The sequence below is a fragment of the Microvirga alba genome (assembly GCF_015694465.1).
GTDB classification, from domain to species: domain Bacteria; phylum Pseudomonadota; class Alphaproteobacteria; order Rhizobiales; family Beijerinckiaceae; genus Microvirga; species Microvirga alba.
The window spans coordinates 80,249-106,685 of record NZ_JADQDO010000006.1 but is presented as its reverse complement, the minus strand read 5'-3'; the positions used below and the strand labels follow the sequence as shown (position 1 = coordinate 106,685).

Below are 26,437 nucleotides of genomic sequence, written 5' to 3'. Positions count from 1 at the left end.
TTACCGCTCCGGCCGCCTTTCCCAGAAAACCGAGCCGTCGAAGGAAATGACCTCCTCGCCGCGCTGGTTCACGCCGCTATTGTGGTGGAAGGCCAGCCCCCAGCCGGGGCGCGAGGCGGAGACGCGCTTGTTCATCAGGGTCGAGCGGTAGGTGATGGTATCGCCGGCATAGACCGGCTTCAGCCATTTCAGATTGCTGAAGCCGGGTGAGGGGCCAAGCCGGGCGGGGCGCTCACCACGGGCCAGGGCCTCGCTGCGCACGCGCTCCCGATAGGCGATCATCAGCTTCATCCAGATGCTCGCCGTGTGCCAGCCCGAGGCGCAGAGGCCGCCGAACAAGCTGCTCTTGGCGGCTTCCGGGTCCACATGGAAGCGCTGCGGATCATATTGCTTTGCGAAGCGTATGATCTCGTCGGAATGGAACGTGAAAGAGCCGAGTTCCTCGATCTCTCCGGCCATGAGATCCTCAAGATAAGGATTAGCGGAGATAGACTGGGTCTCGTGCGTCGGAGCGGCCTCTGTTTGAGGGGGCAAGAGGGCACCCGCGTCATTGGCGGCCATTTCCGCATCCCGACGAGCAAACATGATCCAGTTGCCCTGGGTCATCACGATCTCGTCGTTCTGGTTCAACAATTCGCCTTGAAACTGCACGAGCCCAATGGAGGGGCGGCTTTTCGAAGGCCGGCTGTCGAGGATCGTCAATCGCGAGCGGAGTGTGTCCCCCGGCCGGACCGGGCGCACCCACTTCAGCTCCTCGATTCCCGGCGAGCCCATGGAGGTCGAATCGAGGAGCAGGCCGTCAGCCAGCAAGCGCATGTTGATCGAGCAGGTATGCCAGCCCGAAGCGATCAAGGTGCCGACGAAACTGTCCTTGGCCGCGATCTCATCCACATGGAAGGGTTGCGGATCGAACTCGCGCGCGAAGGAAATGATGTCGTCCTTCGAAACCGAGACGGGGCCGAGCATGTGGGTCGAGCCGGGCGTGAAATCTTCGAAAGCAAAGCGGGGCATCGGGCTTTTTCTGTCCAAGCGGGGAGATGCGGCGGGGAGATAACGGGAACGCATTCCCGCGTTCTCTCAAGGGGCAAAATTTCCAGCGGCGTTGTGCGCCAGACGGATCGGCTCCGGCAATCGATATTTAGGTGAACATTGCAGAACGAGCGCGGCGGCGCTCGAAATATCCGCCAGGTGGCCGGGCGAGATGAACATGGGGTTCTTGGCCGTGCGGGTGCGCAGCGCGACGCCGATCGGCTCCCCCTTGTCGACGAGGGGTGCAGAAGCCCCTTTCTCCTCGGCCAGAGCCTCGTAGCGTCCGCACAGAAGCGTCTTGCCGCAGCCGATGGTGGGGCGATCGAGCCAGAGGCCCATATGGCTGGCGATGCCGATGCGGCGCGGATGGGCGATTCCCATACCGTCGAACAGAAACACGTCGGGCTCGTTGAGCAGCTTCTCGAAGGCCTTCTCCAGCACCGGTCCCTCGCGGAAACTCAGCAGGCCGGGGATGTAAGGAAAGGGGGTCTGCATTGTCGCGAGAACGGTCTCGACCGGCTGGAAATCCGGATAGGTCACAACCACCACGGCCGCCTGCGAGTGTCCATTCTTGACGCTGACATCGACGCCCGCGACGAGCCGCACCCTACCGAGGTCGATCGGCCGGTCGGACACGACCTCGGCGCTCATTTCCTTCTGGTGAGCGATGGCCTGGGACGGGGAGAGATTCCACGAATGGCGATGACGAAGATGCATGGAGCGTATCAAGGACGGCGCTGCCGGTGAGTCAATCACTCACGCTTCCGGCGCGGAACATCAAGGCCACCCTCAAGCTTGATCATATCACTTTGAAACATGATCGAGCTCTCGATTCCTTATTGCATTGCCGCATGATCCTGGCGAACCCGGTTTCCACTTGTTCTGATCATGCTCTAGTGACGCCCTTTCCACTCGGATTCGTCTGTGTCGCTCTTTGCGAAGAGGGCGTGGAGCGCGCTGAACGCGAAGCCGCAGGCCACGAGCAGGGCAATCAGAAGCTCCGCGCTTCCAAGTCCGGGTGATACGAGGGCGCCGCCAACCGTGTAGGCAACCTCTTCAAGCGAGTCCTGCATGGATCAATCCTCCATGCAGGACCAACGCATGATGAGCCTGAACGTCCCGCGAAGCTCGCGTTCACGAATCCGTTAGTTTGCGAAGCGGAAGTGAAGTACGTCGCCGTCCTGGACGGTGTATTCCTTGCCTTCCAGGCGCAATTTGCCGGCCTCGCGCGCGCCTGCCTCGCCCTTCAGGGACACGTAGTCCGGGTAGGCGATGGTCTCGGCGCGGATGAAGCCCTTCTCGAAATCCGTGTGGATGACGCCGGCAGCCTGCGGCGCCCGGGTGCCGGTGGTGATCGTCCAGGCGCGGGCTTCCTTTGGGCCGACCGTGAAGTAGGTGATCAGGCCGAGCAGTTCGTAACCAGCGCGGATGACGCGGTTGAGGCCAGGCTCGGCGAGGCCGATGGCGTCGAGATAATCCTTCTGCTCGTCGGGCGCGAGAACGGCGATCTCGCTCTCAATCTTGGCCGACACCACGACGGCCTTCGCGCCTTCTTCGCGAGCGCGCTCGAAGACCTTGGCTGAGAAGGCATTGCCATGGTCGGCGGACGCCTCCTCGACATTGCAGACGTAAAGCACGGGCTTCGAGGTCAGAAGGCCGAGCATCTGGAACAGGCGCTCCTCTTCCGGCTTGCGCTCGACCGCGCGGGCGGGCTTGCCGTCGCGCAGCAGCACGAGCGAGCGGTTGACGAGGTCCAGGGTTTCCTTGGCTTCCTTGTCGTTGCCCTTGGCCTTCTTCTCAAGCGCGGTGACGCGTTTCTCGAGGCTGTCTAGGTCCGCGAGCATCAGCTCGGTTTCAATGATCTCGATGTCGGCGATGGGATCGATCTTGCCCTCGACGTGGGTGATGTCGGTGTCCTCGAAGCAGCGCACCACATGCGCGACCGCATCGACCTCACGGATGTTGGCGAGGAACTGGTTGCCGAGACCTTCGCCCTTGGATGCACCGCGCACGAGGCCGGCGATGTCGACGAAGGTGAGGCGGGTCGGGATGATCTGGCCCGAGCCGGCGATCCCCGCGAGCTTCTCGAGACGGTCGTCCGGAACGGCCACGTCGCCCACATTCGGCTCGATGGTGCAGAACGGATAGTTCGCCGCCTGCGCCGCCGCCGTCTGCGTCAACGCATTGAAGAGGGTGGACTTGCCCACATTCGGCAGACCGACGATGCCCATCTTGAAGCCCATGGCCTCACTCCTTGTTGCTTTCGGCCTTTTCTCCAGGCCGTTTCACGTCCGTCCAGCCTCTCGCCTCCATGGCGAGATGGACCTTGTTCTGAAAACTTGCGTCTTCGCCTTGAGCGAGGAGCGCTGCACCGTCCGCGATGGCGCGGGTGAGGTCGTCGACCCAGGCCTCCTCGGCCTTGCCGAAATCCCCGAGCACGTACCCCTGTACCAGAGCCTTGTGTCCAGGATGCCCGATGCCGAGCCGGACACGACGATAGTCGTTGCCGCAATGGGCGGTGATCGAGCGCAGGCCGTTATGGCCCGCATTGCCGCCGCCGACCTTGACCCTGAGCTTGGCGGGCGGAAGGTCGAGCTCGTCATAAAAGACGGTCACGTCCGAGAGCGGGATCTTGAAGAAGCGCTGGGCCTCGGCAACCGCGCGGCCGGATTCGTTCATGAAGGTCTGCGGCTTGATGAGCAGCACCTTCTCGCCACCAATGGTCGCCTCGGTCGCCTCGCCCTGAAAGCGCTTCCGCCACGGAGCTGCCCCGTGAGCGCGCGCGATCGCGTCCACGGCCATGAAGCCGATGTTGTGGCGGTTTCCGGCATATCGGGAGCCCGGATTACCCAGGCCGACGAAGAGGCGCATCGCTTGGCACTCTCATAAGAAACGCTCCGGCCTTGCGGTCGGAGCGTCGAAGCCGTTCGATGGGCGCAATGCCCAATCTAAAGAGCTTAGGCCTTGGCCGCAGGCGCTTCAGCCGCCGGAGCCGCTTCCTCTTCCTTCATGCCCGACGGGGCCACGACGGTGACGAGGGTCACGTTCTCAGCGGAGGTCGACTTGGCGCCCTTCGGCAGCTTGACGTCCGAGATGTGGATCGACGAACCGATGTCGAGGTCGGCGACCGAAGCCTCGATGAAGTCCGGGATCGCATCGGAGGGAACGAGCAGCTCCACCGAGTGCTCGACGATCTGGAGCGTGCCGCCGCGCTTCACGCCCGGGCACTTGTCCTGGCCGACGACGTGCACCGGCACGACGACCTTGATCGCCTGGCCCTTGGCAAGACGCAGGAAGTCGACGTGGACCGGGAAGTCCCTGACCGGATCGAGCTGGTAGTCGCGCGGGATCGCGCGGGTCTTCTTGCCGTTCACGTCGATCTCGAAGATCGTGGTGAGGAAGTGGCCGGCGAAAATCAGCTGCTTGGTCTGGTTGAAGTCGAGGGCAATCGCCTCGGCCGGCTGACCGGCGCCGTAGATAACAGCAGGAACTTGGCCTTGGCGACGAACGGCCCGGGCGGCCCCCTTGCCGGCCCGGTCGCGCGCCACGGCCGTGATTTGCTTGATTTCACTCATGGTCGTGGTCCTTTGATGACGTTGTAAAAACCGATGGCCGCCTGAGGGCGGCCATGGGGTTTGCGCCCGTGCCTCCAAGGGTGTCGAGCGGGCGCGAGGCGGCTTATAGCGATAGCGGCCCGGATTTGCAAGAAACGGTGTTAGTCGAACAGGCTCGACACGGAGCTTTCCGTCGCCGTGCGGCCGATGGCCTCGCCGATGAGAGGGGCGATGCCGATGACCCGGATGTTGTGCGCGACCTTCACGGCCTCGGTCGGCTGGATCGAATCCGTGATCACGAGTTCCTTGAGCCGCGAATTGGCGATGCGGGAAACCGCGCCGCCGGAGAGCACGCCATGGGTGATGTAGGCGTAGACGTCCTTGGCGCCGTTGGCGAGGAGCGCGTCGGCCGCGTTCACGAGGGTGCCGCCGGAATCCACGATGTCGTCGAGCAGGATGCAGGACCGGCCCTCGACCTCGCCGATGATGTTCATGACTTCCGACTCACCCGGCCGCTCGCGGCGCTTGTCCACGATGGCCAGCGGCGCGTCGATGCGCTTGGCGAGCGCGCGGGCGCGCACCACGCCGCCGACGTCGGGCGAGACCACCATGCGGTTGCCGCCGTCGAGCCGCTCCTTGATGTCGCGCGCCATGATGGGCGCACTGAACAGGTTGTCGGTCGGGATGTCGAAGAAGCCCTGGATTTGTCCGGCGTGGAGATCGAGGGTCAACACGCGGTCAGCGCCGGCGTTGGTGATGAGGTTCGACACCAGCTTTGCCGAGATCGGTGTGCGGGGACCGGGCTTCCGATCCTGACGGGCATAGCCGAAATAGGGAATCACCGCGGTGATGCGGCGCGCCGAGGAGCGGCGTAGCGCATCGATGATGATGAGAAGCTCCATCAAGTGATCGTTCGCGGGGAACGAGGTCGACTGGATGACGAACACATCCTCGCCGCGTACGTTCTCCTGGATTTCCACGAACACTTCCATGTCCGCGAAGCGCTTCACCTGGCATTTTGCGAGTGGCAAATTGAGATAGGCGGCGATGGCTTCCGCCAGCGGATGATTGGAGTTTCCCGCAACGAGCTTCATGACAGCATCTTCGGTTTTGAGTGACCTGAGGAGCTCGCCGCGTGACGTTGTTGCCCCTGCGCGGCAAGGCGCTTGGGTCTTAGCAGCGATAAGAAACCGTCACAATATGCAACCGTAATTCAATCTGGGTCAGTTCCTTCGGTCAAATGGACGCGCGAGACAATTCTCAGCGCCAGAATTCTCAAGGCCAAGGTCCCGGGAGTCCTTGAGTCGGTAAGCGGCTAATAGTATTGCAGGAGAATGATATAGAGTTGCGTTGCGATGATCATATGGAACGGATGGGGCATCGGAATCGTGCCCATCGCGCTTGTGAGCGCGATTCTCGCCGACAAAATTCCGGCATCTGAAGACCTCAGGACTGCGGGGCTTGCCTTGTTGGCGTCCGTAGGCACTTGGGTTCTTGCTCATTTTCTGAGCAAGAAGGAAGAACGGGTTCTTTTGGATCCGGCGACCGGCGAAAGGGTCGTACTGGGACGTAACGACAGTCTATTTTTCATCCCAGTGCGTTTTTGGCCCTATCTCATTTTGGCAATCGGCCTCGTTTCGATCCTCCTGAGAGCCCTGAAAGGATAGGGCTCCTCACGGGTTCTCGATCATCTCCGAACCTGTCGAGGTATTGCTCGCGACAAGAAATTCCGCAATTTCGTCCATGCTGGTACGGGCCAGCCTGGCGAGCGCCTCCTTGTCGAGGGCGGAGATGGATTTGGCAGCCGCACGCACAGGGCTCGATCCTGCCAGCCGCTGGGCCCGGCGCTTCTGAGAATCGAAGACGTCCCAGACATAAGAAACCTTGGTCTCGCCATCCTCCGTCTCGGTCGACAGATAACCGCGGACCCGGTAGCGCGCCTGCGCGCTCGAGCCGACAAGCTCGACCTTGCGGTCGGACGCGGCGGTGGTGAGTTCTTCCATCAAGGCCGTCCGCATAGGAGCCGGCGCGCCGTCGATGCTTTCCAAGGCGATGGGCACACCTTCGGGCGACCCGTTCAAGGAACCGAATGAACCACCCGAACCCTGGCAGGCTCCCAGAGTGGCCATCATCATCACGGTGGCGATGCGTCCCGCATGCTTCGTTACGGCCATGGAATCTCCCGTTCTTGTTGCTCGAGTTTACGAGATTTTAAGCTTAACGGGCCGCGCCGTCCAGATCAGCTCCGTTTTCGCACCCAAACGGCCAAGGAATCGAGGGCGAGAGCGATGAGACCTGCGGCCAATCCCCAGAAGGCCGAGCCAATTCCGAAGAGGGTGAGGCCGGAGGCCGTGACAGCCAAGGTCAGGACGGCCGGGAAGCGTTTCGCCTCATCGGAAAGAGCCGATGCCAGCGCTCCCAGGAACGCGCCGATCAGGGCCAGACCGGCTACGGTTTTGATCAGCGCGGCCGGAAGGGCCGCGATCAATCCGATCAGGGCCGCACTGAAGGCGGCGAAGATCAGGTACGTGAGGGCATAGAACGGCCCGACCTGCCAGCGTTTGGCGGGGTCGGGATGGGTGTCCGGGCCGGTGCAGATGGCCGCCGAGATCGCCGCGAGATTGCTCGTATGCGCGCCGAACAGGGCGGTTACGAGGGACGAGAGCCCCGTGACAGCGAGAATCGGACGCGTCGGGGGCGAGTAGCCCGAGGCCCGCAGCACCGCAAAACCCGGCAGATTCTGCGAGGCCATGGTCACGATGAAGAGCGGCAGGCCAAGGCCGATCAGCGCAGCCGGCTCCCAGCTCGGCGTGATGAAGGTCAGCGACGAGAGGCTGAGATCAGAGGTGAGCGGCTGCGCGAGCCCGCCGCCAAAGGCGAGCACCAGCCCAAGAAAGAGGACGGCCAGCACGGCGAGGGCCGGATTGACCAGCCGCACCACAAGAAAAACCGCAACGAGGGGCAAAACCAGGCCCGGCGCGCTCTGAGCGCTTTCGAACACCGCCGTCACGAACCTGATGAGGACGCCCGCCAGCATTGCGGCGGCGATGGAGGAGGGGATGCGTTCGATCAGACGCCCGAACGGCTTGACGAAGGCCGTGAGCACGACGAACCCTCCCGCAAGCAGAAACGAACCCACCGCCGCATGGATCGAAATGCCCGTGGAAGCCGCGATCAGCGCGGCACCCGGCGTCGACCATGCCGTGACGACGGGGATGCGATAACGCACGCTCAAGATCCCGCTCGTCGCCGCCATGCTGAGGCACAGGGCCGCGACCCATGAGGTGGTCTGCGCTGCATCCGCGCCCACGGCCTGGGCGGCTGCTATGATGATGGCGATGGTGCTGCCGAAGCCAACCAGGGCCGCGACGACGGCAGAGGTGATGATCGACAGGCGCATCTTAAAGGCTCCAGGTCCTGAAAGTCAGAGCTTAGCCGTTTAAACCGAACGTTATGGCGAGGCTAGTTCGCGGGGCTCTTTCCTGGAAAACCGTGAACCCCTAAATCTCATGCATGAGTCGCAACACCACCAACGACGTTCCGCCGGACATTCTGGACAATGAGGAGGACGAGGACATCGTCGCCGTTGAGAGCGGCTCGGATGTCGAGTTTGACCTGGAGGCCAATCCGAATTCCGTCAAACGCGGAACGGAGGTCATCAAGCATTTCTGGGCCACGCTCCCCCAGGCGCCGGGGGTGTATCGCATGCTCGATGGCAAGAGGGACGTGCTCTATGTGGGCAAGGCGAAGAGCCTGAAGGCCCGCGTCGGGTCCTATGCGCGCGGTCAGGCGCATTCCAACCGCATTGCCCGCATGATCGGTGAAACGACCTCAATGGAGTTCGTCACCACGGCGACGGAGACCGAGGCGCTGCTTCTCGAAGCGAACCTCATCAAGCAACTCAAGCCCCGCTACAACGTGCTGATGCGGGACGACAAGTCGCTCCCCTACATCCTGCTGACGGCGGATCACGAGGCGCCGCAGCTCGTGAAGCATCGCGGAGCGCGCAAGAGAAAGGGCGATTATTATGGCCCCTTCGCCAGTGTCTGGGCGGTCAACCGCACCATCAATGCGCTGCAGCGCGCCTTCCTTCTGCGTTCCTGCAACGACAGCTATTACGAGAACCGGACGCGACCTTGCCTCCTGTTTCAAATCAAACGCTGCTCCGGCCCTTGCACGAAGGAAATCTCAGTCGACGAATATGCGGAACTCGCCGCCGAGGCGCGGGCGTTTTTGTCCGGCAAGTCGAATGCGGTGAAAGCTCGCATCACCGAGGAGATGCAGGAAGCGGCGGAATCGCTTGAATTCGAACGCGCGGCGCGCTGCCGTGACCGGCTTGCGGCTTTGTCCGCGATTCAGGGCGTGCAGGGCATCAACACGCAATCGGTGGAACAGGCGGATGTATTCGCCATCGACGAGCAGGCCGGCCAGTTTTGCGTCGAGGTGTTCTTCTTCCGCAATTGGCAGAACTGGGGCAACCGCGCCTATTTCCCCAAGGCCGACAAGACCATGACGCCGGGCGAGGTTCTCACCTCCTTCATCGCCCAGTTCTATGACGACAAGCCCGCGCCGCGTCTCGTTCTGCTCTCGCACCAGATCGAGGAAGTCGAGCTGATGGCGGAGGCGCTGTCGACGCGTGCCGAATCCAAGGTGGAGATCGTCACGCCTCAGCGCGGCGAGCGGCGACAGCTCATCGATTACGTGATGCGCAACGCCAAGGAAGGGCTCGGGCGGCGGCTTGCCGACACGGCTTCGCAGCAGAAGCTTCTGGTGTCCTTAAGCCAGGCCTTCGGATTGGCGAAGATCCCCCGGCGTGTCGAGGTTTATGACAACTCGCACATCATGGGTACGAACGCGGTCGGCGCGATGATCGTGGCAGGCGCGAACGGCTTCATGAAGCAGCATTACCGCACGTTCAACATGAGGTCGGAGGACCTGAAGCCGGGCGACGATTACGGCATGATGCGCGAAATGCTGCAGCGCCGCTTCGCGCGGCTGGTCAAGGAAGAGCCGCGGTCACCCTCCAACTCCTCCCCACAAGGAGGAGGGGGGGAGCAGGTCGCTGATGGCTCATCTCAGGTCGCGGTAGAGGAGCCTCATGTTGCTGCCGATGACAGCTTCCCATCCTGGCCCGATCTTGTCCTGATCGACGGCGGCAAGGGGCAGCTCGAGGCGGCGCGTCAGGCGCTGGCGGAAGTCGGGGTCGGGGAGGACGATGTGGCCGTGATCGGTATTGCCAAGGGAAGGGATCGAGACGCCGGGCGCGAAACCTTTTTCAAGCCCGGGCAGCCGCCCTTCAAGTTGCCGCCCCGTGATCCAGCGCTTTATTTCGTGCAGCGCCTTCGAGACGAAGCCCACCGCTTCGCCATCGGCGCGCACCGCGCCAAGCGCAAGCGCGAAATGGTGAAGAACCCGCTCGACGAGATTGCCGGCATCGGACCGTCTCGCAAGCGGGCGCTTCTGCATCATTTTGGCACCGTGAAAGCCATTCAGCGGGCGGCACTGGAGGATCTCGTGAAAGCGCCGGGGGTAAACGCGGCGACGGCTCGCGCGATCTACGATTTCTTTCACGATCGAGGATGAGCGGGCGAAAGCCGAGTGGCACGACCTCGCTTGCCAAGGACCGACGGTCCTCCAATTACGGAGATGTCATCCAACTCAGGTTGACGGAGGAACCTCCGGCATGTTTCCTGCCGCCTTATGAGCATCGCCCCATCCATGCGCCGGTCCAAGGCCTTCAATCTTGCCAACCTCCTGACATATGGCCGGCTCGTGGCGGTTCCCGCCGTGGTCGGCCTCCTGTTCTGGCCGGAAGACCATTGGTCGCGATGGGCCGCTCTCGCCATCTTCGCCCTCGCGGCCATCACGGATTATCTCGACGGGTATGTTGCCCGAGCCTATGCGCAGCAATCCTCGCTCGGGCGCATGCTCGACCCCATCGCGGACAAGCTTCTCGTCGCTGCCTGTCTGTTGATGCTCGTGGCCGACAAGACGATCCAGGGCTGGGCCCTTTGGGCGGCCATCGTCATCCTCTGCCGCGAAATCCTGGTTTCGGGCTTGCGGGAATTCCTGGCCGAACTGAAGGTCAGCGTGCCCGTCAGCCGGGTTGCCAAGTGGAAGACGACGCTTCAACTTCTGGCGGTCGGCTTCCTCATCGCCGGCCCAGCCGGTGAAACGGTTCTGCCCGGCACGGTCCTGATCGGGACGATCCTTTTGTGGGCCTCGGCCATTCTGACCATCTATACCGGCTGGGATTATCTCAAGACCGGCATTCACCACATGATTGATGAGGGGTAGCCCTCCCATGAAACTCGTCTATTTCGCCTGGGTGCGCGAGCGGGTCGGCAGGACGGACGAGGACCTGGATCTGCCGGACGGCATTGCTACCGTTGCTGACCTTGTGCGTTGGCTCAAAGGCCGCGGCGAGGAATACGCGTACGCTTTCGAGAACGAAGCCATCGTCCGCGCCGCCATCGACCATGTCCACGTCAAGCCGGATGCCCCGGTTCTTGGGGCACGAGAGATTGCTTTCTTCCCGCCCATGACCGGGGGCTAACTCTCCCAATCGGGGACAGGTTCTTGACCAGCACCATCCGAATTCAAGCCGAGGGTTTCGAGATCGCCGCCGAGGCGGCGGCGCTGACGACAGGCCGGGCAGATATTGGCGCTGTGATCGCCTTCACCGGGTTGTGCCGGGATGAAGGCGGACGGCTGTCGGCGCTGGAGCTTGAGCATTATCCGGGCATGGCGGAGGCGGAACTCGCCCGCATCGCGGCTCAGGCCGAGGAGCGATGGCCTCTAATGGGGCTCACGATCATTCACCGGTTCGGCAAGATTGCACCGGGTGAGGAGATCGTGCTCGTCCTGACGGCCTCCGCCCATCGCCGCGCCGCCTTCGAGGCTGCCGAGTTCCTGATGGACTATCTCAAGACCCACGCGCCCTTCTGGAAGCGCGAGCATCTGAAAGACGGGACGGTCGGGGCATGGGTCGAGGCGAAGAGCGGGGACGATTTGGCCGCCGAGCGCTGGGCCTGATTTTCAGGTCGAATTTTTAGCCCCCACGCCATCTTCACGTGCCTCTATCGATCGATGAACGGTCACGCTTGACGTTATGGCAGGGGAGGAGGAGCATTTCACAGGGCTGACGAGGGGAGGTGCATCATGCGCCGCGTCGTCGTCGTGTTTCTGACCATGCTCGCCGGTGCGCCGGCCAATGCGGGCGCTGAGCCCGGTTCCTCTTATCGTCAGGCCCAAACGCCCGAGCACAATCTGCCGGATTGCTATTGCCGGGCCAACGGGCGGGTTTTCGCCATGGGAGAAAGGGTCTGCCTCAGAACGCCTCGCGGCGCACGGATCGCGCAATGTGGGATGGCGATCAACGTCACGTCCTGGGAGATCACCGAAATTCCATGCCCCGAGTCGTGAACACGGTCTTCGCGCGGATGATCGAGGAATCCCTAGAAAACGCCAGCGACGATCGCGCCGATGAACCCGAGTGAAATGCAGACCGCCGCGATGTTCAGTTTCGACGCCAAGTCCAGATCCGACATCGGGTTCATGATGAGGCCCTCTGAATGGAGAGTTAGCTTAGCAAGCGGATGCGGGATTGGAAAGGCCCAGCCGAAAGTCGATCTGCCGTGGGGTAGTCGCGGGGTAGCGTTGAATTTACTTCTTAAGTGTTAAACGCGCTCCCTACGAAAGAAGAGTTTTCGTAAAATCTCATTCGGAAAGCCTTTTTCAAGTCGCGTTTCTGCCGAAAGTCATGCGGGTCACAGAAAATGATTCTACTCCTTTCGTGACGCTTAAGCGGCAACAAGATGAAGGGCGCAATTGTTCTCCCCGCGCGCTGCTCAACGGACTTTTCCGGTAAGGAGGTGCGTCGTTGACGCGATGTTTACGCAATCCCCGCTAGCCTCACTTCATGCGCCGTGGGTTAGTTGCGTTTTTCGCCCTCTCGCTTGTCGGATTTGGGCTTACAGGTTGCGGGTTGTTTCGGTTCGAGCAACGCGAGCCTTGGCGCGCGCAAGCGGAACAGGCCTGTCTCTCGCAGAGGCTCGTCCAACCCTCTGCTTATATGGCCTTGTCATCGAAGATCGACGGGCCCGGCATCTGCGGCATGGACTATCCTTTCAAGGTCGCGGCTTTCACCAACGGCTCGGTGGGTTTGACGTCAAAAGTGACGCTCGCCTGTCCCATCATTCCCCGGATCGACACCTGGCTCGACGAGATTGTGAGGCCCGCGGCGGAGATGTATTTCGGCGTCCCTGTCGTCGATTTGAAGGCAGGGTCATATTCCTGCCGCCCGCGTAACAATCAGCGGGGCGCGAAACACTCCGAGCACGCCTTCGGCAATGCCCTTGATGTCATGGCCTTCGTTCTCGCCGATGGCCGGGAAATTTCGGTCGTGAAGGGCTGGAAGGGCAATCCGTCGGAGCAGGAATTCCTGCGTGAGGCGTTTGTCGGTGCGTGCCGGTATTTCTCTACCGTTCTCGCTCCGGGTTCGGATGCTTTCCACTACGATCACCTGCATATCGACCTTGCCCGCCACGACCCGCGCGGCGACCGGCGCATCTGCAAGCCGATCATCAAGTTCACGCCCCGCATCGATCCGGATCATGGCCGACCGACGGCTCGGGTGACGCCGCCGCCTTCCGCCGATCTCGCCCCCATCGATATGGAGGAGGACGTGCCGGAGGAGGAGTTCGCCGCCCCGTCGCAGGGGGGTGGGACTTCGCTGATGTCGTCCGCGCCCCGTCCCGCGGTGAGCGTAGGCTTCTCGGCCGATCTGCCGGGGCCGAGCGGAGCCTATTCGAGGACCCAGCAGCTTCAACCCCAGGCCCAGCCGCTGCCCCAGGTCTACGCACCATCGGCATCTTCTCGTCCTTCAGCGGGTGCGCCTCTGGCGTTGAACGGTCATGGAATATATTAAAGCATTCACCTGAGCCTTGACCTTCCCGCGCGTCGCCCACATGGTCCAGGTAAGACATTCGATCTGTTGGAGCATTACAATGAAGTGGCTGGCGGCTTTCATGACTTGTGTACTGCTGAGCACGCCTACGATGGCGCGCGAAGTGACGCCCGCCGAACAACGCGACCGTTCGTACAACGCCAATCTTCCCTCCTGCGAAGATCCGATGGTGCTGCAGGATATTGTCTGGGGATTCGCGCGCAAAGAGAGCCGGTTCTGGGATTCTTCGGCAGAAATCGTTGGATTCGAAAGGGTGGGTGAAGTGGCCTGGCGCCCCTGGGGCCTCGACTACATTCCCCGTCGATTTTGCTCGGGCACGGTGATCGTCTCGGACGGCAAGAAGCGGCGAATCAACTTCTCCATTCGCGAGAAGCTCGGATTCATTGGCATTGGCTGGGGCACCGAGTCGTGCGTGGACGGGTTCGACCGCGACTACTCCTATGCTCCCCATTGCAAGCAGGCGCTGCCTTGATTTCGCGCTGGTGCCTCATCGTTGCAGGCACCTGCTTTCTCGCGGCATTCCCCTCCATCGCGCAAACGATTCGCGAAACGAGGGGAGGTCCGGCCGGCGAGTTTGACTTTTACGTCCTCGCCTTGTCCTGGTCGCCGGGCTTCTGCCAGACCACCGGAAGCGCCCATGGGCGAAAGCAATGCGAGGAAGGCAACGGGCTAGGCTTCGTCGTTCACGGCCTGTGGCCACAAAATGAGCGAGGGTATCCCAGCTTCTGCGAGCCGAGCGGGCGTTTTGTGCCACGCGCGGTCATTGGAGAGGCCCATGGCCTTTTCCCTGATGACAATTTGGCTCGCTATCAATGGCGCAAGCACGGCACCTGCACGGGAGAAAGCCCCAGCGGCTATTTCCGCGCGGTTCAACGGGCCCGGGATCGCGTCCGGATCCCCGAAAGCCTCGCGCGCTTGCAAAGCGATGTGAAGGTCATGCCTATCGAGGTCGAACGGGCCTTCGCGGAAGCCAATCCGGGCCTACGTCCCGAGATGATGTCGGTTGCATGCGGGCGGCGCTTGTTTCAGGAAATCCGTATCTGCCTCGACCGCGATCTTCGCGGCTTTCACCAATGTCCCCAAGTCGACCGCGACGCGTGCCGTGGCGGTGAAATCACGATCCCGGCGATCCGGTAGAGCCTTATGAATTACCGTCACGCATTTCACGCCGGCAATTTCGCCGATGTCATGAAGCACGCGCTCCTCGTGCGCATCATCGCCTATCTCCAGCGCAAGGAGACGCCGATTCGGGTCATCGATACCCATGCCGGAATCGGCCTCTATAATCTCGCCGGAGATGAGGCGGGCCGGACAGGGGAATGGGTCGATGGGATCGGCCGACTCGATGAGGCTTTTGCGCCCGACGTCGAGAACCTGCTCGCTCCCTATCGCAAGGTTGTGGCCGATGTCCGTGCGAGGCATGGCGAGACCACCTATCCCGGCTCGCCTGCAATCGTGCGCGAACTCCTGCGCAGGCAGGATCGCGGCGTCTTCGTTGAGCTTCATCCGGCTGATTACGCGGTGCTGAGCGAGGCCTTCAATGCGGTTACAAATCTGAAGGTCCTGCATCTCGATGGGTGGACCGCGCTTCATGCTTTGATCCCGCCGAAGGAGAAGCGTGGTCTGGTGCTGATCGATCCGCCCTATGAGAAGCCGAACGAGTTGGAGAGGCTCGGCGAGGAACTTCTGGCTGCCGTGAAGAAGTGGCCGACAGGCGTCTATGCGAGCTGGTATCCCATCAAGGCCGTCGAGCCTGTCGATGCGCTGACCGCCAGACTCAATGCGGAATGTCCACGTCCGGGCCTTCGCCTCGAACTCTTTGTCAACGATCCGCGCGACCCGACGCGCCTGAATGGCAGCGGACTCTTCGTTCTCAATCCGCCATGGTCCCTGCGCGCGGAGGCGGAAATCCTCCTGCCGGCGCTCGCGGAGCGCCTGTCGCGGGGCGGCTATGGCGGCTATCGCTGCGAGGCTTTTGGGCCGCCCGCATAAAACCGATTGCCGGCCGGTCTTTCCGGGTTCATGAAGACATCCTTCCCTTGGCAGGATCTCTCGCATGCTCATTCTTCGCACGTCTCCCGCATCGCCTTTCGGACGGAAGGTCAAAATCGCGGCGTCTCTCCTTGGCTTGTCGGATCAGATTGAACTCGTCGATGCCGATACGTCGAGCCCCAACGATTCATTACGGCAGCAAAACCCTCTTGGAAAAATCCCGACCCTGATTCTGGAAAATGGGGAGACGCTCTACGACTCCCGGGTGATCGTGGAGTATCTCGATCATCTGGCAGGCGGTGGGCGAGTGCTCTCGTCGGGGTGGGACCGTTTCGCGGCCCTGCGTCAGCAGGCGCTGGCGGATGGCATCATGGATGCGACTCTGCTCCAGGTTTATGAAGGCCGCTGGCGCGCCGAGGATAAGCGCGAACCGAAATGGGTTGAGCATCAGACCGGGAAGGTACAGCGCGCGCTCGACTACGCGGAGGCTCACCTCTCGACACCGTCAGCCAATGTGCATATCGGCCATATCACGCTCGCTTGCGCTCTCGGTTACCTTGACCTGCGCATGGCTGGGAAGTGGCGCGACACCTATCCCAGATTGGTGGCATGGCTCGCCGATTTCGAAGCGCGTGTGCCGGCCTTCGCCAAAACCAAGTTCACGGCGTGATCATAAAAAAGGCCCGGGTTTCCCCGGGCCTTTTCCCATCGCCGAAGCGACGAAGGCTTAGAACGTGTTGAACTTGTAGTTCAGGCCCGCGCGAACGACGCCGAACTCGTTGTTCTTGTTGTTGGTGAGGCCAACCGTGTTCACCAAGCCGAGAGCAAAGAAATCGTTGTTCTTGTTGCGCTCGAGATTTACATAGAGGCCTTCGAGCCGCGCCGTGATGTTGTTGGTGAAGGCGTACTCGACGCCACCGCCGACGGTCCAACCGCCATTCGACGAGCTGCCGCCAAAGAAGCGATCGCCGCCGCCGACGTCGCCATAAGCGAAACCGCCGGTCAGGTAGACCAGCGTACGATCGAAGGCCACACCCGCGCGAGCACGGACAGTGCCGAAGTAGTTTCCGCTGTTGTTGTTATTCCGGAAGCCGACCAGAGCCGGGTTCAGGAAAAGGAAATCGTTGTTTCTGCTGCGGCCGATATCCGCATACTGGATGTCGGTTTCGGCACCGATGACGAACGAGCCAACCTGATAATTGTAGCCGATCTGGCCACCACCGGTGAACCCGCCGTTGTTGTTGTTGTTGCCTTCCACGAAGCCGACGCCCGGGACGAAAACTCCATGATTGCTGTTGGAGTTCCACGCACCACCGGCGTTCACGCCGACGTAGAAACCGGTCCAGGTGAAGAGCGGAACGATGATCGGGGCGGGCGGGGCGGCCCGAACCGGGAGATCCGCAGCGGCAGCGGCTCCTGCGAAGCCGAAGAGAGCGACACTAGCGAGAAGGAGTTTCTTCATGGTCTCTTTCCTATCGATGTCTTGGTCCACGAGGCCGGAACTCATTTTTCAGGCCGATTCGGACTACGATTTCAATATAGAGCGGAAGCCTCATGAGAGCTGTGACATGACAACCACAGGGCGAGAACGTACTATGGCAGCATTGTGGCGGCAAGGTGTAGAGTATTCCCCTTTGGCATTACGCGCTTTCATAACGCTCAGCTTTTGATTTGGTTCGATTGCGAGTTAAAAAAATGTCTTTTTCTAGGCGAACATACTATCTTATGTAACTAAGTTTCATAAAATCACGAGGGAGACATATGGGGCAGGCGGCATTGATTACTGGAGGCGCTCAGCGGATCGGCCGGAGCATCGTCGAGAGGGTTGCTCGCGAGGGCTACGCGGTCGCGATCCACTGCAATCGGTCGGTCAGTGAGGCCGAGGCTCTCGCGACCCGCATCCGTTCCGAGGGAGGAGCGGCCGGTGTGGTTCAAGCTGATTTGGCCGACGCGTCAGCCGTCAGTGGATTGATGGAGCGGGCCGCGGGAGTGGTCGGCCCTCTGACGCTCCTCGTGAACAATGCCTCGGAATTCGAACCCGATGAGATTCAAACGCTTTCCGAAGCACGATGGGATCGGCATTTTGCCATCAATCTTCGTGCGCCGGCATTCCTTGCGCGGGATTTCGCGCGGCAACTCCCGGCCGGGCAGGATGGCTGCATCATCAATATCGCCGATCAGCGGGTCTGGAAGCCGACGCCACAATTCTTCTCCTACACGCTGACCAAAGCGGCGTTGTTCACCGCGACGCAGACGATGGCCCAGGCGCTTGCGCCGCGAATTCGCGTCAACGCAATCGGCCCTGGGCCCACTTTGGCGAATGAGCGCCAAGGGAGTGAGGACTTCGCCAGACAGAGCGCCGCCATTCTTCTCGGGCATGGCGGCACGCCGGATGAGATCGCGGACGCCGTGATCTTTCTCGCGCGATCGCGCAGCATCACCGGACAGATGATCGCCGTCGATGGCGGGCAGCATCTCGCCTGGCAAACCCCGGACGTTTTTGGCGTCAGGGAGTGAGCGTGATCGCGGAGATCAGCCTGCCGTAATCGGGCTCGTTGCGATGCGTCGTGCGGCGATAGCTGAAGAAGTAATCCTCGTTGGAATAGGTGCAGAGCCCGAGATTGGTGAATTCCGCGATTCCGGCTGCTTCGAGGCGCGTGCCGATGAAGCCGGGGAGATCGAACATCGCGTGATCGGCTCGCTCGCTCGGCTCGAAAAAACGCCGATAGCCGGCGTCCGCGTCCGTGAATCGGGTCACGAAATCCGGGCCGACCTCGTAAGCCGCCTGACTGATCGTCGGGCCAAGCACGGCAACGATCTGCTCGCGCTTCGCTCCAAGCCGCTCCATGGCCTCGATGGTGCCTTCGAGCACGCCCGTCAAAGCGCCGCGCCAGCCGGCATGTGCCGCGCCGATGACACCCGCATGGGGATCGGCAAACAGGATCGGGCCGCAATCCGCCGTGGTGATTCCGAGAGCGATGCCCGGCACCGCCGTCGCCATGCCGTCGGCCTTGGGACGTTCAGCCGCCCATGGCCCTTCCACAATCACCGCATCGGGGGAATGGATCTGGTGAACGCTGATCAAGGCGTTCGGCGCAACGTTCAGATCCTCCGCCATGCGGCGGCGATTCTCGGCGACCTTCGCCGGATCGTCCGATGACCCCAGTCCCCCATTCAAGGATGCATAGATGCCCTCCGACACGCCGCCTTGGCGCGTGAAGAAAGCATGATGCAGATTGGGGTAGCAGGCGAGTTCGGGCGCTTCGATGAACATGGCTTCACATCCTCGCCGGCGTGAGAGGGTGAGGGGGCAATCCGGGCACGGCTTCAAGGCCCGCGTGGCTTATCGCCAAAACCTTAAAGAGCCCACCCATTTCCGTTGGTCCGCGTGCAATCAGGCGGGCAAGGGCGCGGTCGATATCCGCTGCTTGAGCAGGCGTCGCACGTTGTTTCAAGGATGCGGCGCGCGCCTCGATTCCGAGGGCCTGGAGAAACTCGCCCTGTGTCGCCATGCCGTGAATGCGGACCTTGTTGCCCGCTGCCGTCTCGGCAAGACGCTGAAAATCCACATGTGTCGTCAGATCGGCCTCTCCAGGCTCGGACAATGGATCGACATGCTGGTGTTGCTTCAACGCTTGCAGGGTGTCGCCGAAAGCCGGTCCCCAATAGCCGTAATCGATGATCAGCGCGGCCCCGGTTTCGCAAGCGAGCCGGTGGGAGAGGCCCTTCATCAGCGCAATCGAGGTGGCCGGCCATTCGCGAATGGCTCCCGGATGGGGCGGCTTGCCGAGAGGAGCCTCAGGCTCCGCGCGAAGCCCAAAGACGAGGTGTTCGCCCTCGAGGCCGACCAGGCGTTCGCACCAACCGCGATCCGTCGCGACGAACTGGCGGACAGGGAGTGCGTCGAAGAACTCGTTGGCCACGAGAAGGGCAGGTCCCTCCGGCACATCCTCGATCCGGTCATGCCATGCAATCTCGAAACCGGACGTGGCGAGCATTGCTCGTTGCCGCTCGCGCAAGGTCGGGCTCGTCTCTACGAGATGGACGGACACGGCAGACCGGAAATCGGGCAGGAGCCGCGATGCGCGCAGGAGATCGGCCATAAGGGTTCCGCGACCGGGCCCCAGCTCGATCAGCCGGCAGGGGGAAGGGCGTCCCATGGCATGCCAGACTTCCAGCATCCACAGCCCGATCAATTCCCCGAACATCTGGCTGATCTCGGGGGCGGTGGTGAAGTCGCCCACGGCGCCGAGCGGATCGCGGGTGGCATAATAGCGCTCGAGGCACAGACCCATATAGCGCTCGACGGTGATCGGCCCCTCGAAGGCGATCAGGTCGCGCAACTGGTCCTCAAGCGTCCTCACGCGGGTTCGGCCGCAGCAGCAGGGCGCGTGTATCCGCGCGCCGCGATCCAGATGATCGCCAGTCCAAGAATGGCCATCGGAACGGAGAGGAGCATCCCCATGGTGATGCCGCCGCTCAAAGCCTGAATGGAGGAGCCGAACAGGAATCCGAGTTGCTCATCCGGCTCGCGGAAGAACTCGCATACGATACGGGCAATCGCGTAGCCGAGCACGAAAATGCCGCCGAGGAGGCCGGGGCGACGGAAGCCGAGGCGATTGACGGCGAAGGCCATGATGACGAAGAGCACCAATCCCTCGCCGAACGCTTCATAGAGCTGGCTCGGATGCCGAGGCAGGGGCCCGGCGTGAGGGAAGACGACGGCGTAGGGAAAGTCCGGCGCGGGCCGTCCCCACAATTCGCCATTGATGAAATTGGCGAGGCGGCCGAAGAACAGGCCCAGCGGCGCGACCACCGAGGCGAGATCGAGCATCGCCAGCGCGTTGAGCCCGCGCGACCGCGAGAAGAGCATGATGGCGAGCGCCGCTCCGGCGAACCCGCCGTGGAAGGACATGCCGCCGCGCCAGACCGCGAAGATCTCGAGCGGCTGCGCCAGATAGGCGCTGAGGTTGTAGAACAAGACGTAGCCGATACGCCCGCCGAGCACGACGCCGAGCGCCACCCAGACGATGAGATCGTCGATGTCGAGGGGCTTCGGCTGGCGCAGGGGCTCCCAGAGGCGCGCGCTTGCCGCGAGGCGCTTGGCGTAGAACCAGCCCCCCAACAGCCCGGCTACGTAGGCCAGAGCATACCAGCGGATCGCGAAGGGGCCGATGGTGACGGCGACCGGATCGATGACGGGAAAGGATAGGGCAACGAGAGGCATGGGCATCAAGCCTTCAACAACACGCAGCCATTGGACCGGAGGCGGAGGGATCGTCAACCCTGTTGCAGTTCGCTTCGAATGGGCCCACATGTGGGCAACGGCGGCCGCAGGCCCATCCCCTTCATTTTGGACGAATTTTCATGACCCAGTCTTCCAACCGGATCTTCGACGAAATCGCTCGCTTGGCGACGGACGCGGCTGGTGCCGCCCAAGGGGTTCGTCGCGAGATCGAGACCGTGGTGAAGGCCCAGATCGAGCGCCTGATCAAGGATATGGACATCGCCACGCGCGAAGAGGTCGAGGTCCTGCGCGAAATGGTCACCGCCGCGCGCGAAGAGAATGAGCGCCTCGAGGCTCGCATCAAAGCTCTTGAAGAGAAGCGGGGCTGAGCGGCGGCCCGTTCGTCGCCCGCACGCATTCCCCCCATTCCGTCAGCACAGGCCGCCTGCTGTGGACAGGTCATGCCGCTGCATTGTGAGCCGAGCTAAAATCTTAGACTGTCGATTCATGAGCTGATTCGCGTTTGGAACGAATGAAAGTGTCGAATATTCAAGTTATTCGACAGCTTTAGTTCGATCTGCACCTGAGTTTACGTAACGCTATTGCCTGTAAGTGTTGTATTATTTCAGGCGATTGAGTTTTTTGGATTGATATGCCGCAGCTTCACATCGAAATTGACCGCTTGGAGCATCCCCTCGACATCGTCGAGCGGCTCGCTTCGCTCCGCGATTGGATCTTCGATCGGGCGGAGACAGACGAGATGTCGGTCTCCGTCGCGGGGCGGTGGACGGATTATCACGTCGCTTTCACCTGGATCGAGGGTGTGGAGGCGCTGCATGTCGCCTGCGCGTTCGATCTCAAGGTTCCGGAGCGGCGTCGCCAGGACGTGTTGCAGCTCATCTCCCGCATCAACGAACAGCTCTGGGTCGGGCATTTCGACCTCTGGAGTTCGGAAAACGTGGTGATGTTCCGCCACGCCCTGTTGCTCGCGGGTGGCGCGGACCCGACGCACGGACAATGCGAGACGATACTGCGCGTGGCGGTCGAGGCCTGCGAGCGATATTTCCAGGCCTTCCAGTTCGTCGTGTGGGCGGGCAAGTCTCCGCGCGAAGCTCTCGACAGCGCTCTTTTCGAAACCGAAGGCGAAGCCTGACCTAGCCTCGACAGGGCAGGGCGGAGGTGGATAGAGTGCGGCCCCGCATTTATTCCATCCTGCCAGGTTCCCATGACGATCCGCGCTTCCCACCTGCCGTCCTCCCTCACCCTCGTTGGAGCCGGGAAGATGGGCGGCTCCATGCTGGAGGGGTGGCTCGCCGTCGGCCTGCCGGCGTCCGGTGTCACCGTGATCGATCCGCGTCCCTCCGAGGAGATGGCGCGCTTTTGCGCTGATCGCGGGATCGCCCTGAATCCGAGCCGCCCAGCGATTTCCGATGTGCTGGTGCTCGCCATCAAGCCGCAGATGCTGGATGAGGCCGCTGCCCAGCTCAACGGACTTCTGGGGCCCAAAACCGTCATTGTTTCCATTCTGGCCGGTAAGACCATCGGCGATCTGAAAGGCCGCTTGCCCGCCGCCACCGCTATCGTGCGCGCCATGCCGAACCTGCCGGCCAGCATCGGTCGCGGGGCGACGGGAGCGGCCGCCAATGCCGAGGTGACCGAGGCGCAGCGTCTCATGGCGGACGCGCTTCTGCGGTCTAACGGAATCGTCGAGTGGTTATCGTCCGAGGACCTGATCGATGCCGTGACTGCCGTATCGGGCTCGGGTCCGGCCTATGTTTTCCATCTGGTGGAGTGTCTGGCGGAAGCCGGGGCCGCAGCGGGCTTGCCCGCGGATCTCGCCCAGCGCCTGGCGCGGGCGACCGTCACGGGAGCTGGCGAGTTGCTGTTCCAGAGCGATCTATCGCCGGATACGCTTCGCCAGAACGTCACGTCGCCGGGCGGTACGACGGCGGCCGCGCTGCAGGTTCTGATGGCGGAGCCACATGGCCTCAAGGCGCTGATGCGCGATGCCGTGGCTGCGGCAAAGCGGCGTGCGGAAGAACTCTCGGGCTGAGGGGCATGTCCATGGCGCGGCGAGCGCCTAGATTAAACTTCTCAAGCCCATCGAGGAGGACGGCATGACGGCGGAAGCTTCATCCAAGCGCAAGGCGATTGTCGAAGCTCTTATGGAGCTGGCCTCCCGGCGCTCGTGGACCGACATCGAGATCAAGGATATCGCGCAGGCTGCAAACGTATCCCTGGCCGAGTTTTGCGACGCCTTCCCCTCGAAGGGCGCGGTGCTCGGTGCTTTCTCGCGCCAGATCGACCGTCAGGTTCTTGAGAGCGCGACCGATGACCTCGCGCACGAGCCGCCGCGCGAACGCATCTTCGACGTGATGATGCGTCGCCTCGATGCGCTCACACCCTACAAGGCCGCGCTGCGCCGCATTGCCAAGGACTTGCGATACGACCCGCTGTCGCTGGCTGCCCTCAATCGGGCCGCGCTCAATTCCCAGCGTTTCATGCTGGCGGCGGCCAATATCCCGACCGAGGGCCCCTTGGGCAAGCTGAAGCTTCAGGGGGCTGTGGTGGTCTTCACCAAGACGCTCGGCACCTGGCTCGACGAGGATGATCCCGCGTTGGCCAAGACCATGGCGCGGCTTGATCGCGAACTCCGTCGCGGCGAGCGCATTCTGGAACAGGCCGAGGACGTGCGCCGGCTGACGGCACCGTTTCGGGCTTTCGGACGCGCGGTGATGGAAGGGCGCAGGTCCCGGAGACGCGATCGCCGCTCCGACGGAGAAGCAGAAAATCCCGCAGCGACCATTTAAGCTGCGATTTGGGGGCACTATGGATCATACAAGTTCGGGGACGCCGCAGATCGCGTTCGGCGATTTTCTGAAGGTCGACATCCGGGTCGGGCGCATCGTCGCCGCCGAGCCCTTTCCGGAAGCACGCAAGCCAGCATTCAAGCTCACCATCGATTTCGGGCCCGAGATCGGCACGAAGCGCTCGTCGGCGCAGATCACGGTCAATCATGCTTTGGACGACCTCGTCGGCCGTCAGGTCCTCGCGGTCGTGAATTTCCCGCCGCGCCAGATCGGGCCGTTCATGTCGGAGGTCTTGACCCTCGGCGTGCCCGACGGCGATGGCGAGGTGATGCTGATCGGCCCGGATCGGGACGTGCCTGTCGGCGGGAGGCTCTATTGATGAATGATGTTGCGCAGGGCTTGATGATCGGCGAAGGGCAGCGGCTGCTGCTTGGCCTCAGAGCCGGCCATAAGCGGGCCTACCCCCATTGCTGGGACATGTTCGGCGGTCATTTCGAGGTGGGGGAGACGCCTGAACAGGCGCTCGTCAGGGAATTTCAGGAGGAACTCGGCACCACCGTCACGCGGTTTCGCGCGATGGGCACCATGCCCGAGCCGAATCCGCAAGTGAACGGCCCCAAAATTTACCATCTCTTCCTGATCGAAGCATGGGACGGCGAGCCTGCGAATGTCAGCGACGAGCATACCGACATCGATTGGTTCGACGCGGCCCAGGCGCTCGCACTGGACAGGCTGACCGATCCTGCTCGCCACCAGATCGAAACCTGGCGGGGCTTGTCATCAAGCCGGTAGGCGAACCGTCGCGCGCAGGCCCCCTGAAGGGCTTTCGCCCAGAGTGATGTCGCCGCCGTGAGAGCGGGCGATGTCGCGGGCGATCGCCAGGCCGAGCCCCGAGCCGCCTTCATCCTGATTGCGGGCCTCGTCGAGCCGCACGAAGGGCTTGAAGACCTCCTCGCGCATGTCCATGGGGATGCCCGGTCCATCATCGTCAACGTGAAGCACCAGCCAGCGGGTTTCGTGATTGGCGGAGATGCCGATCTTGTCGCCATGCCGAGCGGCGTTGGCGACGAGATTGAAGAGAAGCCGACGAAAGGCGTCGGGGCGAACCGTAATCATCGGGTCGCCGACAATGTCGAGATCCGTCGCCTGCCCCTGCCGCTCCGCGTCGGACTGAACCTCCTCCAGCAACAGACGCAGATCCGTCTCGATAGCTTGCTCGCCGGTGTCACCACGCGCGAAAGCAAGATAGCCCTCCAACATCCGGCTCATCTCATCCACATCGCGCTTCAAGTCCTCGACCTCCGGCGTCTGTTTCAACAGGGCGAGAGAGAGCTTGAAACGGGTGAGGATGGTGCGCAGATCATGGCTGACGCCGTTCAACATGGTCGTGCGCTGTTCCATGTTGCGTTCGATGCGGCGCTTCATCTCGAGGAAGGAATGGCCGGCCTGACGCACCTCGCGCGCCCCGCGTGGGCGGAACTCGATCTCCCGCCCCTTGCCGAGCGCTTCCGCCGCTTCCGCCAAACGCAGGATGGGGCGGATCTGGTTGCGCAGGAAAAGAATGGCGATGCCGAGCAGAACGAAGGACGAGCCGCCCATCCAGACCAGGAAGATGTGGGAGTTCGAAGCATAAGCCTGGCTGCGCCGCGCCAGCACGCGCATGACGTTGTTCTGGTCGAGCTTGACCCGGATTTCGATGTAGTTCGATTTGCCGACCGTATCCATCCAGTACGGGCGGTCGATCTGGCGGCGAAGCTCCTCGGAGAGGGTCTCGTCGAGGATCGAGAAAAAGGGCTTTGGACTGGGCGAGGGCAAGTCCGTGTCGTGGAGAATATCCACGTCGAGCTGCAAGCGGTCCGAGGCGATGCGCGACAGGGTCGTAGCGTCCGCATCCTGCGGGTAGCTCCCATAGATGTCCACGAGCGCCGAGATGTCAGCGGTCACGGCAGCGGACAGGCGACGGGTCACGAGCTGCCAATGGCGCTCCATGAACACGTATGCGACGACCGATTGCAGCAGCACCACCGGCGCGATGATGATGATGAGCGAGCGGGCATAAAGCCCCTTCGGCAGGAATCGGCCAAACCACCGGGTGGCCCGGTCGAGGGGCGAATAGTTCAGGGCTGCGCCAATCTTCATCGATCGACGAGGAGGCGGTAGCCGATACCGCGCACGGTTTGCAGGAAAATCGGATTGGCCGGATCGATCTCGATCTTGCGGCGCAACCGGTTGATCTGGACGTCCACCGTTCGCTCGTTCGCGGCGATCCCATTGCCCGAAAGCGCCTCTCGCGGGACGTTGTCGCCGGCATGGGCGCCAAGGATCGTCAGGATTTCCCGCTCGCGCTCGGTGATGCGCACGATGTCATCCTCGCGTCGAAGCTCGCCGCGCTCGAAGCGGAACGAGAACGGCCCAAAATGGATGATTTCGGGCGGGTCATCGTTTCCATTCCCTGCGACGGGGATGGCGCGCTTGAGGATGTTGCCCAGACGAAGAAGCAGCTCACGCGGCTCGAAAGGCTTCGATAGATAGTCGTCCGCGCCGATTTCCAGCCCTGTGACCCGGTCATCCGCATCGGCGCGCGCGGTGAGCATCAGGATCGGCACCTGGGAGGTCTGCCGGAGGCTGCGCGCATATTCGAACCCGGTCTCGCCCGGCATCATCACATCGAGCACGAGAGCGTCGAAGACGAAGTTTTCCGTCTTCGCCCGCGCTTCCGCCGCGCTCGCCGCCGTCGTCACCCGGTAGCCATTCTCGGTGAGGAAGCGCGCCAGGAGATCGCGCAGGCGTCGATCGTCGTCCACCACCAGGACGTGGGGCGCGTGGTCGGGAATGTCGATGCGTGTGGCTTCCATCA

Annotated in this window: 33 protein-coding genes; 18 read left to right on the top strand and 15 right to left on the bottom strand. The window is 62.3% G+C overall.

Translation table 11 applies throughout. The features are described 5' to 3' along the window. From I2H38_RS13340 to I2H38_RS13310, 7 genes are all read right to left on the bottom strand, one after another. The gene (locus I2H38_RS13340; RefSeq protein WP_196272351.1) at window positions 1-1,011 is read right to left on the bottom strand and encodes a MaoC family dehydratase; all 1,011 of its coding nucleotides are present in this window, start codon (window positions 1,009-1,011) and stop codon (window positions 1-3) included. Window positions 1,012-1,077: 66 nt separating this feature from the next. Continuing rightward, window positions 1,078-1,746, bottom strand: a complete 669-nt coding sequence (gene nfi, locus I2H38_RS13335; RefSeq protein ID WP_196272350.1) for a deoxyribonuclease V — start codon at window positions 1,744-1,746, stop codon at window positions 1,078-1,080. A 176-nt stretch (window positions 1,747-1,922) separates the two neighbouring features. After that, window positions 1,923-2,102 (bottom strand): hypothetical protein, encoded by a 180-nt coding sequence (locus I2H38_RS13330; protein ID WP_196272349.1) that lies wholly within the window; start codon window positions 2,100-2,102, stop codon window positions 1,923-1,925. Between the two features lie 72 nt (window positions 2,103-2,174). Beyond that, window positions 2,175-3,272 carry a redox-regulated ATPase YchF gene (ychF, locus tag I2H38_RS13325; RefSeq protein ID WP_196272348.1) on the bottom strand — a complete coding sequence of 366 codons (1,098 nt, stop codon included), beginning with the start codon at window positions 3,270-3,272 and terminating at the stop codon, window positions 2,175-2,177. 4 nt (window positions 3,273-3,276) lie between these two features. Continuing rightward, window positions 3,277-3,900, bottom strand: coding sequence for an aminoacyl-tRNA hydrolase (gene pth, locus I2H38_RS13320; protein ID WP_196272347.1), 624 nt, complete (start codon window positions 3,898-3,900; stop codon window positions 3,277-3,279). Between the two features lie 86 nt (window positions 3,901-3,986). Next, window positions 3,987-4,604: a 50S ribosomal protein L25/general stress protein Ctc gene (locus I2H38_RS13315; RefSeq protein WP_196272346.1), complete on the bottom strand. Its 618-nt coding sequence runs from the start codon at window positions 4,602-4,604 to the stop codon at window positions 3,987-3,989. 140 nt (window positions 4,605-4,744) lie between these two features. Continuing rightward, on the bottom strand, window positions 4,745-5,677 hold the full coding sequence (locus I2H38_RS13310) for a ribose-phosphate pyrophosphokinase (RefSeq protein ID WP_196272345.1): 933 nt from the start codon (window positions 5,675-5,677) through the stop codon (window positions 4,745-4,747). Window positions 5,678-5,971: 294 nt separating this feature from the next. Here I2H38_RS13310 and I2H38_RS13305 point away from each other — a divergent pair, with 294 nt between their 5' ends. Continuing rightward, on the top strand, window positions 5,972-6,250 hold the full coding sequence (locus tag I2H38_RS13305) for a hypothetical protein (protein ID WP_196272344.1): 279 nt from the start codon (window positions 5,972-5,974) through the stop codon (window positions 6,248-6,250). Between the two features lie 6 nt (window positions 6,251-6,256). Here I2H38_RS13305 and I2H38_RS13300 read toward each other — a convergent pair whose 3' ends face one another. Together I2H38_RS13300 and I2H38_RS13295 are read right to left on the bottom strand one after the other, a co-directional pair. Further along, window positions 6,257-6,757, bottom strand: coding sequence for a hypothetical protein (locus tag I2H38_RS13300; protein ID WP_196272343.1), 501 nt, complete (start codon window positions 6,755-6,757; stop codon window positions 6,257-6,259). Window positions 6,758-6,822: 65 nt separating this feature from the next. Further along, window positions 6,823-7,983 (bottom strand): benzoate/H(+) symporter BenE family transporter, encoded by a 1,161-nt coding sequence (locus I2H38_RS13295; protein ID WP_196272342.1) that lies wholly within the window; start codon window positions 7,981-7,983, stop codon window positions 6,823-6,825. A gap of 113 nt (window positions 7,984-8,096) precedes the next feature. Between I2H38_RS13295 and uvrC the strand changes: the two genes are divergently transcribed. From uvrC to I2H38_RS13245, 10 genes are all read left to right on the top strand, one after another. Further along, window positions 8,097-10,166, top strand: a complete 2,070-nt coding sequence (uvrC, locus tag I2H38_RS13290) for an excinuclease ABC subunit UvrC (RefSeq protein ID WP_196272341.1) — start codon at window positions 8,097-8,099, stop codon at window positions 10,164-10,166. A 135-nt stretch (window positions 10,167-10,301) separates the two neighbouring features. After that, window positions 10,302-10,880, top strand: a complete 579-nt coding sequence (gene pgsA / locus I2H38_RS13285; protein ID WP_407664071.1) for a CDP-diacylglycerol--glycerol-3-phosphate 3-phosphatidyltransferase — start codon at window positions 10,302-10,304, stop codon at window positions 10,878-10,880. A gap of 7 nt (window positions 10,881-10,887) precedes the next feature. After that, window positions 10,888-11,139 (top strand): molybdopterin converting factor subunit 1, encoded by a 252-nt coding sequence (gene moaD / locus I2H38_RS13280; protein ID WP_196272339.1) that lies wholly within the window; start codon window positions 10,888-10,890, stop codon window positions 11,137-11,139. Window positions 11,140-11,162: 23 nt separating this feature from the next. Next, window positions 11,163-11,618, top strand: coding sequence for a molybdenum cofactor biosynthesis protein MoaE (locus I2H38_RS13275; protein WP_196272338.1), 456 nt, complete (start codon window positions 11,163-11,165; stop codon window positions 11,616-11,618). 126 nt (window positions 11,619-11,744) lie between these two features. Beyond that, the gene (locus I2H38_RS13270; protein WP_196272337.1) at window positions 11,745-12,008 is read left to right on the top strand and encodes a hypothetical protein; all 264 of its coding nucleotides are present in this window, start codon (window positions 11,745-11,747) and stop codon (window positions 12,006-12,008) included. 496 nt (window positions 12,009-12,504) lie between these two features. Further along, window positions 12,505-13,512: an extensin-like domain-containing protein gene (locus tag I2H38_RS13265; RefSeq protein ID WP_196272336.1), complete on the top strand. Its 1,008-nt coding sequence runs from the start codon at window positions 12,505-12,507 to the stop codon at window positions 13,510-13,512. Between the two features lie 79 nt (window positions 13,513-13,591). Next, window positions 13,592-14,023, top strand: a complete 432-nt coding sequence (locus I2H38_RS13260) for a hypothetical protein (RefSeq protein ID WP_196272335.1) — start codon at window positions 13,592-13,594, stop codon at window positions 14,021-14,023. Continuing rightward, window positions 14,020-14,688, top strand: a complete 669-nt coding sequence (locus tag I2H38_RS13255) for a ribonuclease T2 (protein ID WP_229426693.1) — start codon at window positions 14,020-14,022, stop codon at window positions 14,686-14,688. The genes I2H38_RS13260 and I2H38_RS13255 overlap by 4 nt, the downstream gene beginning before the upstream one ends. Window positions 14,689-14,694: 6 nt before the next feature. Next, window positions 14,695-15,543, top strand: a complete 849-nt coding sequence (locus I2H38_RS13250; RefSeq protein ID WP_196272333.1) for a 23S rRNA (adenine(2030)-N(6))-methyltransferase RlmJ — start codon at window positions 14,695-14,697, stop codon at window positions 15,541-15,543. 64 nt (window positions 15,544-15,607) lie between these two features. Further along, entirely contained in the window at window positions 15,608-16,213 is a 606-nt protein-coding gene (locus tag I2H38_RS13245; protein WP_196272332.1) for a glutathione S-transferase, read from the top strand. Between the two features lie 57 nt (window positions 16,214-16,270). On the opposite strand, the gene I2H38_RS13240 is transcribed toward I2H38_RS13245, so the two are convergent. After that, window positions 16,271-17,005, bottom strand: a complete 735-nt coding sequence (locus I2H38_RS13240; RefSeq protein WP_196272331.1) for an outer membrane protein — start codon at window positions 17,003-17,005, stop codon at window positions 16,271-16,273. Between the two features lie 299 nt (window positions 17,006-17,304). On the opposite strand from I2H38_RS13240, the gene I2H38_RS13235 reads away from it, so the two are divergent. Further along, a complete protein-coding gene (locus tag I2H38_RS13235) occupies window positions 17,305-18,060 on the top strand; it encodes an SDR family oxidoreductase (RefSeq protein WP_196272330.1) in 756 nt (251 codons plus the stop codon). Here the strand turns inward: I2H38_RS13235 and pgeF are convergent. The 3 genes from pgeF to lgt are packed head-to-tail and all read right to left on the bottom strand — an operon-like array spanning window position 18,050 to window position 20,770. Beyond that, window positions 18,050-18,817 carry a peptidoglycan editing factor PgeF gene (pgeF, locus tag I2H38_RS13230; protein WP_196272329.1) on the bottom strand — a complete coding sequence of 256 codons (768 nt, stop codon included), beginning with the start codon at window positions 18,815-18,817 and terminating at the stop codon, window positions 18,050-18,052. The two genes, I2H38_RS13235 and pgeF, sit on opposite strands and share 11 nt — an antisense overlap. A gap of 4 nt (window positions 18,818-18,821) precedes the next feature. Next, on the bottom strand, window positions 18,822-19,907 hold the full coding sequence (locus I2H38_RS13225) for a class I SAM-dependent methyltransferase (protein WP_324617398.1): 1,086 nt from the start codon (window positions 19,905-19,907) through the stop codon (window positions 18,822-18,824). Next, complete coding sequence (lgt, locus tag I2H38_RS13220) at window positions 19,904-20,770, bottom strand: prolipoprotein diacylglyceryl transferase (protein ID WP_407664074.1); 867 nt, start codon at window positions 20,768-20,770, stop codon at window positions 19,904-19,906. The genes I2H38_RS13225 and lgt overlap by 4 nt, the downstream gene beginning before the upstream one ends. A 140-nt stretch (window positions 20,771-20,910) precedes the next feature. Here lgt and I2H38_RS13215 point away from each other — a divergent pair, with 140 nt between their 5' ends. From I2H38_RS13215 to I2H38_RS13190, 6 genes are all read left to right on the top strand, one after another. Beyond that, window positions 20,911-21,159, top strand: a complete 249-nt coding sequence (locus I2H38_RS13215) for an accessory factor UbiK family protein (protein ID WP_196272327.1) — start codon at window positions 20,911-20,913, stop codon at window positions 21,157-21,159. Between the two features lie 263 nt (window positions 21,160-21,422). Continuing rightward, complete coding sequence (locus tag I2H38_RS13210) at window positions 21,423-21,923, top strand: type III secretion system chaperone family protein (protein WP_196272326.1); 501 nt, start codon at window positions 21,423-21,425, stop codon at window positions 21,921-21,923. Window positions 21,924-21,995: 72 nt separating this feature from the next. Further along, window positions 21,996-22,823: a pyrroline-5-carboxylate reductase gene (proC, locus tag I2H38_RS13205; protein WP_196272325.1), complete on the top strand. Its 828-nt coding sequence runs from the start codon at window positions 21,996-21,998 to the stop codon at window positions 22,821-22,823. A gap of 64 nt (window positions 22,824-22,887) precedes the next feature. Beyond that, the gene (locus tag I2H38_RS13200) at window positions 22,888-23,580 is read left to right on the top strand and encodes a TetR/AcrR family transcriptional regulator (RefSeq protein ID WP_196272324.1); all 693 of its coding nucleotides are present in this window, start codon (window positions 22,888-22,890) and stop codon (window positions 23,578-23,580) included. Window positions 23,581-23,599: 19 nt separating this feature from the next. Then, window positions 23,600-23,959: a tRNA-binding protein gene (locus I2H38_RS13195; protein ID WP_196272323.1), complete on the top strand. Its 360-nt coding sequence runs from the start codon at window positions 23,600-23,602 to the stop codon at window positions 23,957-23,959. Beyond that, complete coding sequence (locus I2H38_RS13190) at window positions 23,959-24,372, top strand: NUDIX hydrolase (protein ID WP_196272322.1); 414 nt, start codon at window positions 23,959-23,961, stop codon at window positions 24,370-24,372. The genes I2H38_RS13195 and I2H38_RS13190 overlap by 1 nt, the downstream gene beginning before the upstream one ends. On the opposite strand, the gene I2H38_RS13185 is transcribed toward I2H38_RS13190, so the two are convergent. Together I2H38_RS13185 and I2H38_RS13180 are read right to left on the bottom strand one after the other, a co-directional pair. Further along, complete coding sequence (locus tag I2H38_RS13185) at window positions 24,361-25,719, bottom strand: ATP-binding protein (RefSeq protein ID WP_196272321.1); 1,359 nt, start codon at window positions 25,717-25,719, stop codon at window positions 24,361-24,363. The two genes, I2H38_RS13190 and I2H38_RS13185, sit on opposite strands and share 12 nt — an antisense overlap. Next, window positions 25,716-26,435: a response regulator gene (locus I2H38_RS13180; RefSeq protein ID WP_196272320.1), complete on the bottom strand. Its 720-nt coding sequence runs from the start codon at window positions 26,433-26,435 to the stop codon at window positions 25,716-25,718. Before I2H38_RS13180 ends, I2H38_RS13185 begins: the two co-directional genes overlap by 4 nt. Window positions 26,436-26,437 lie beyond the last annotated feature (2 nt).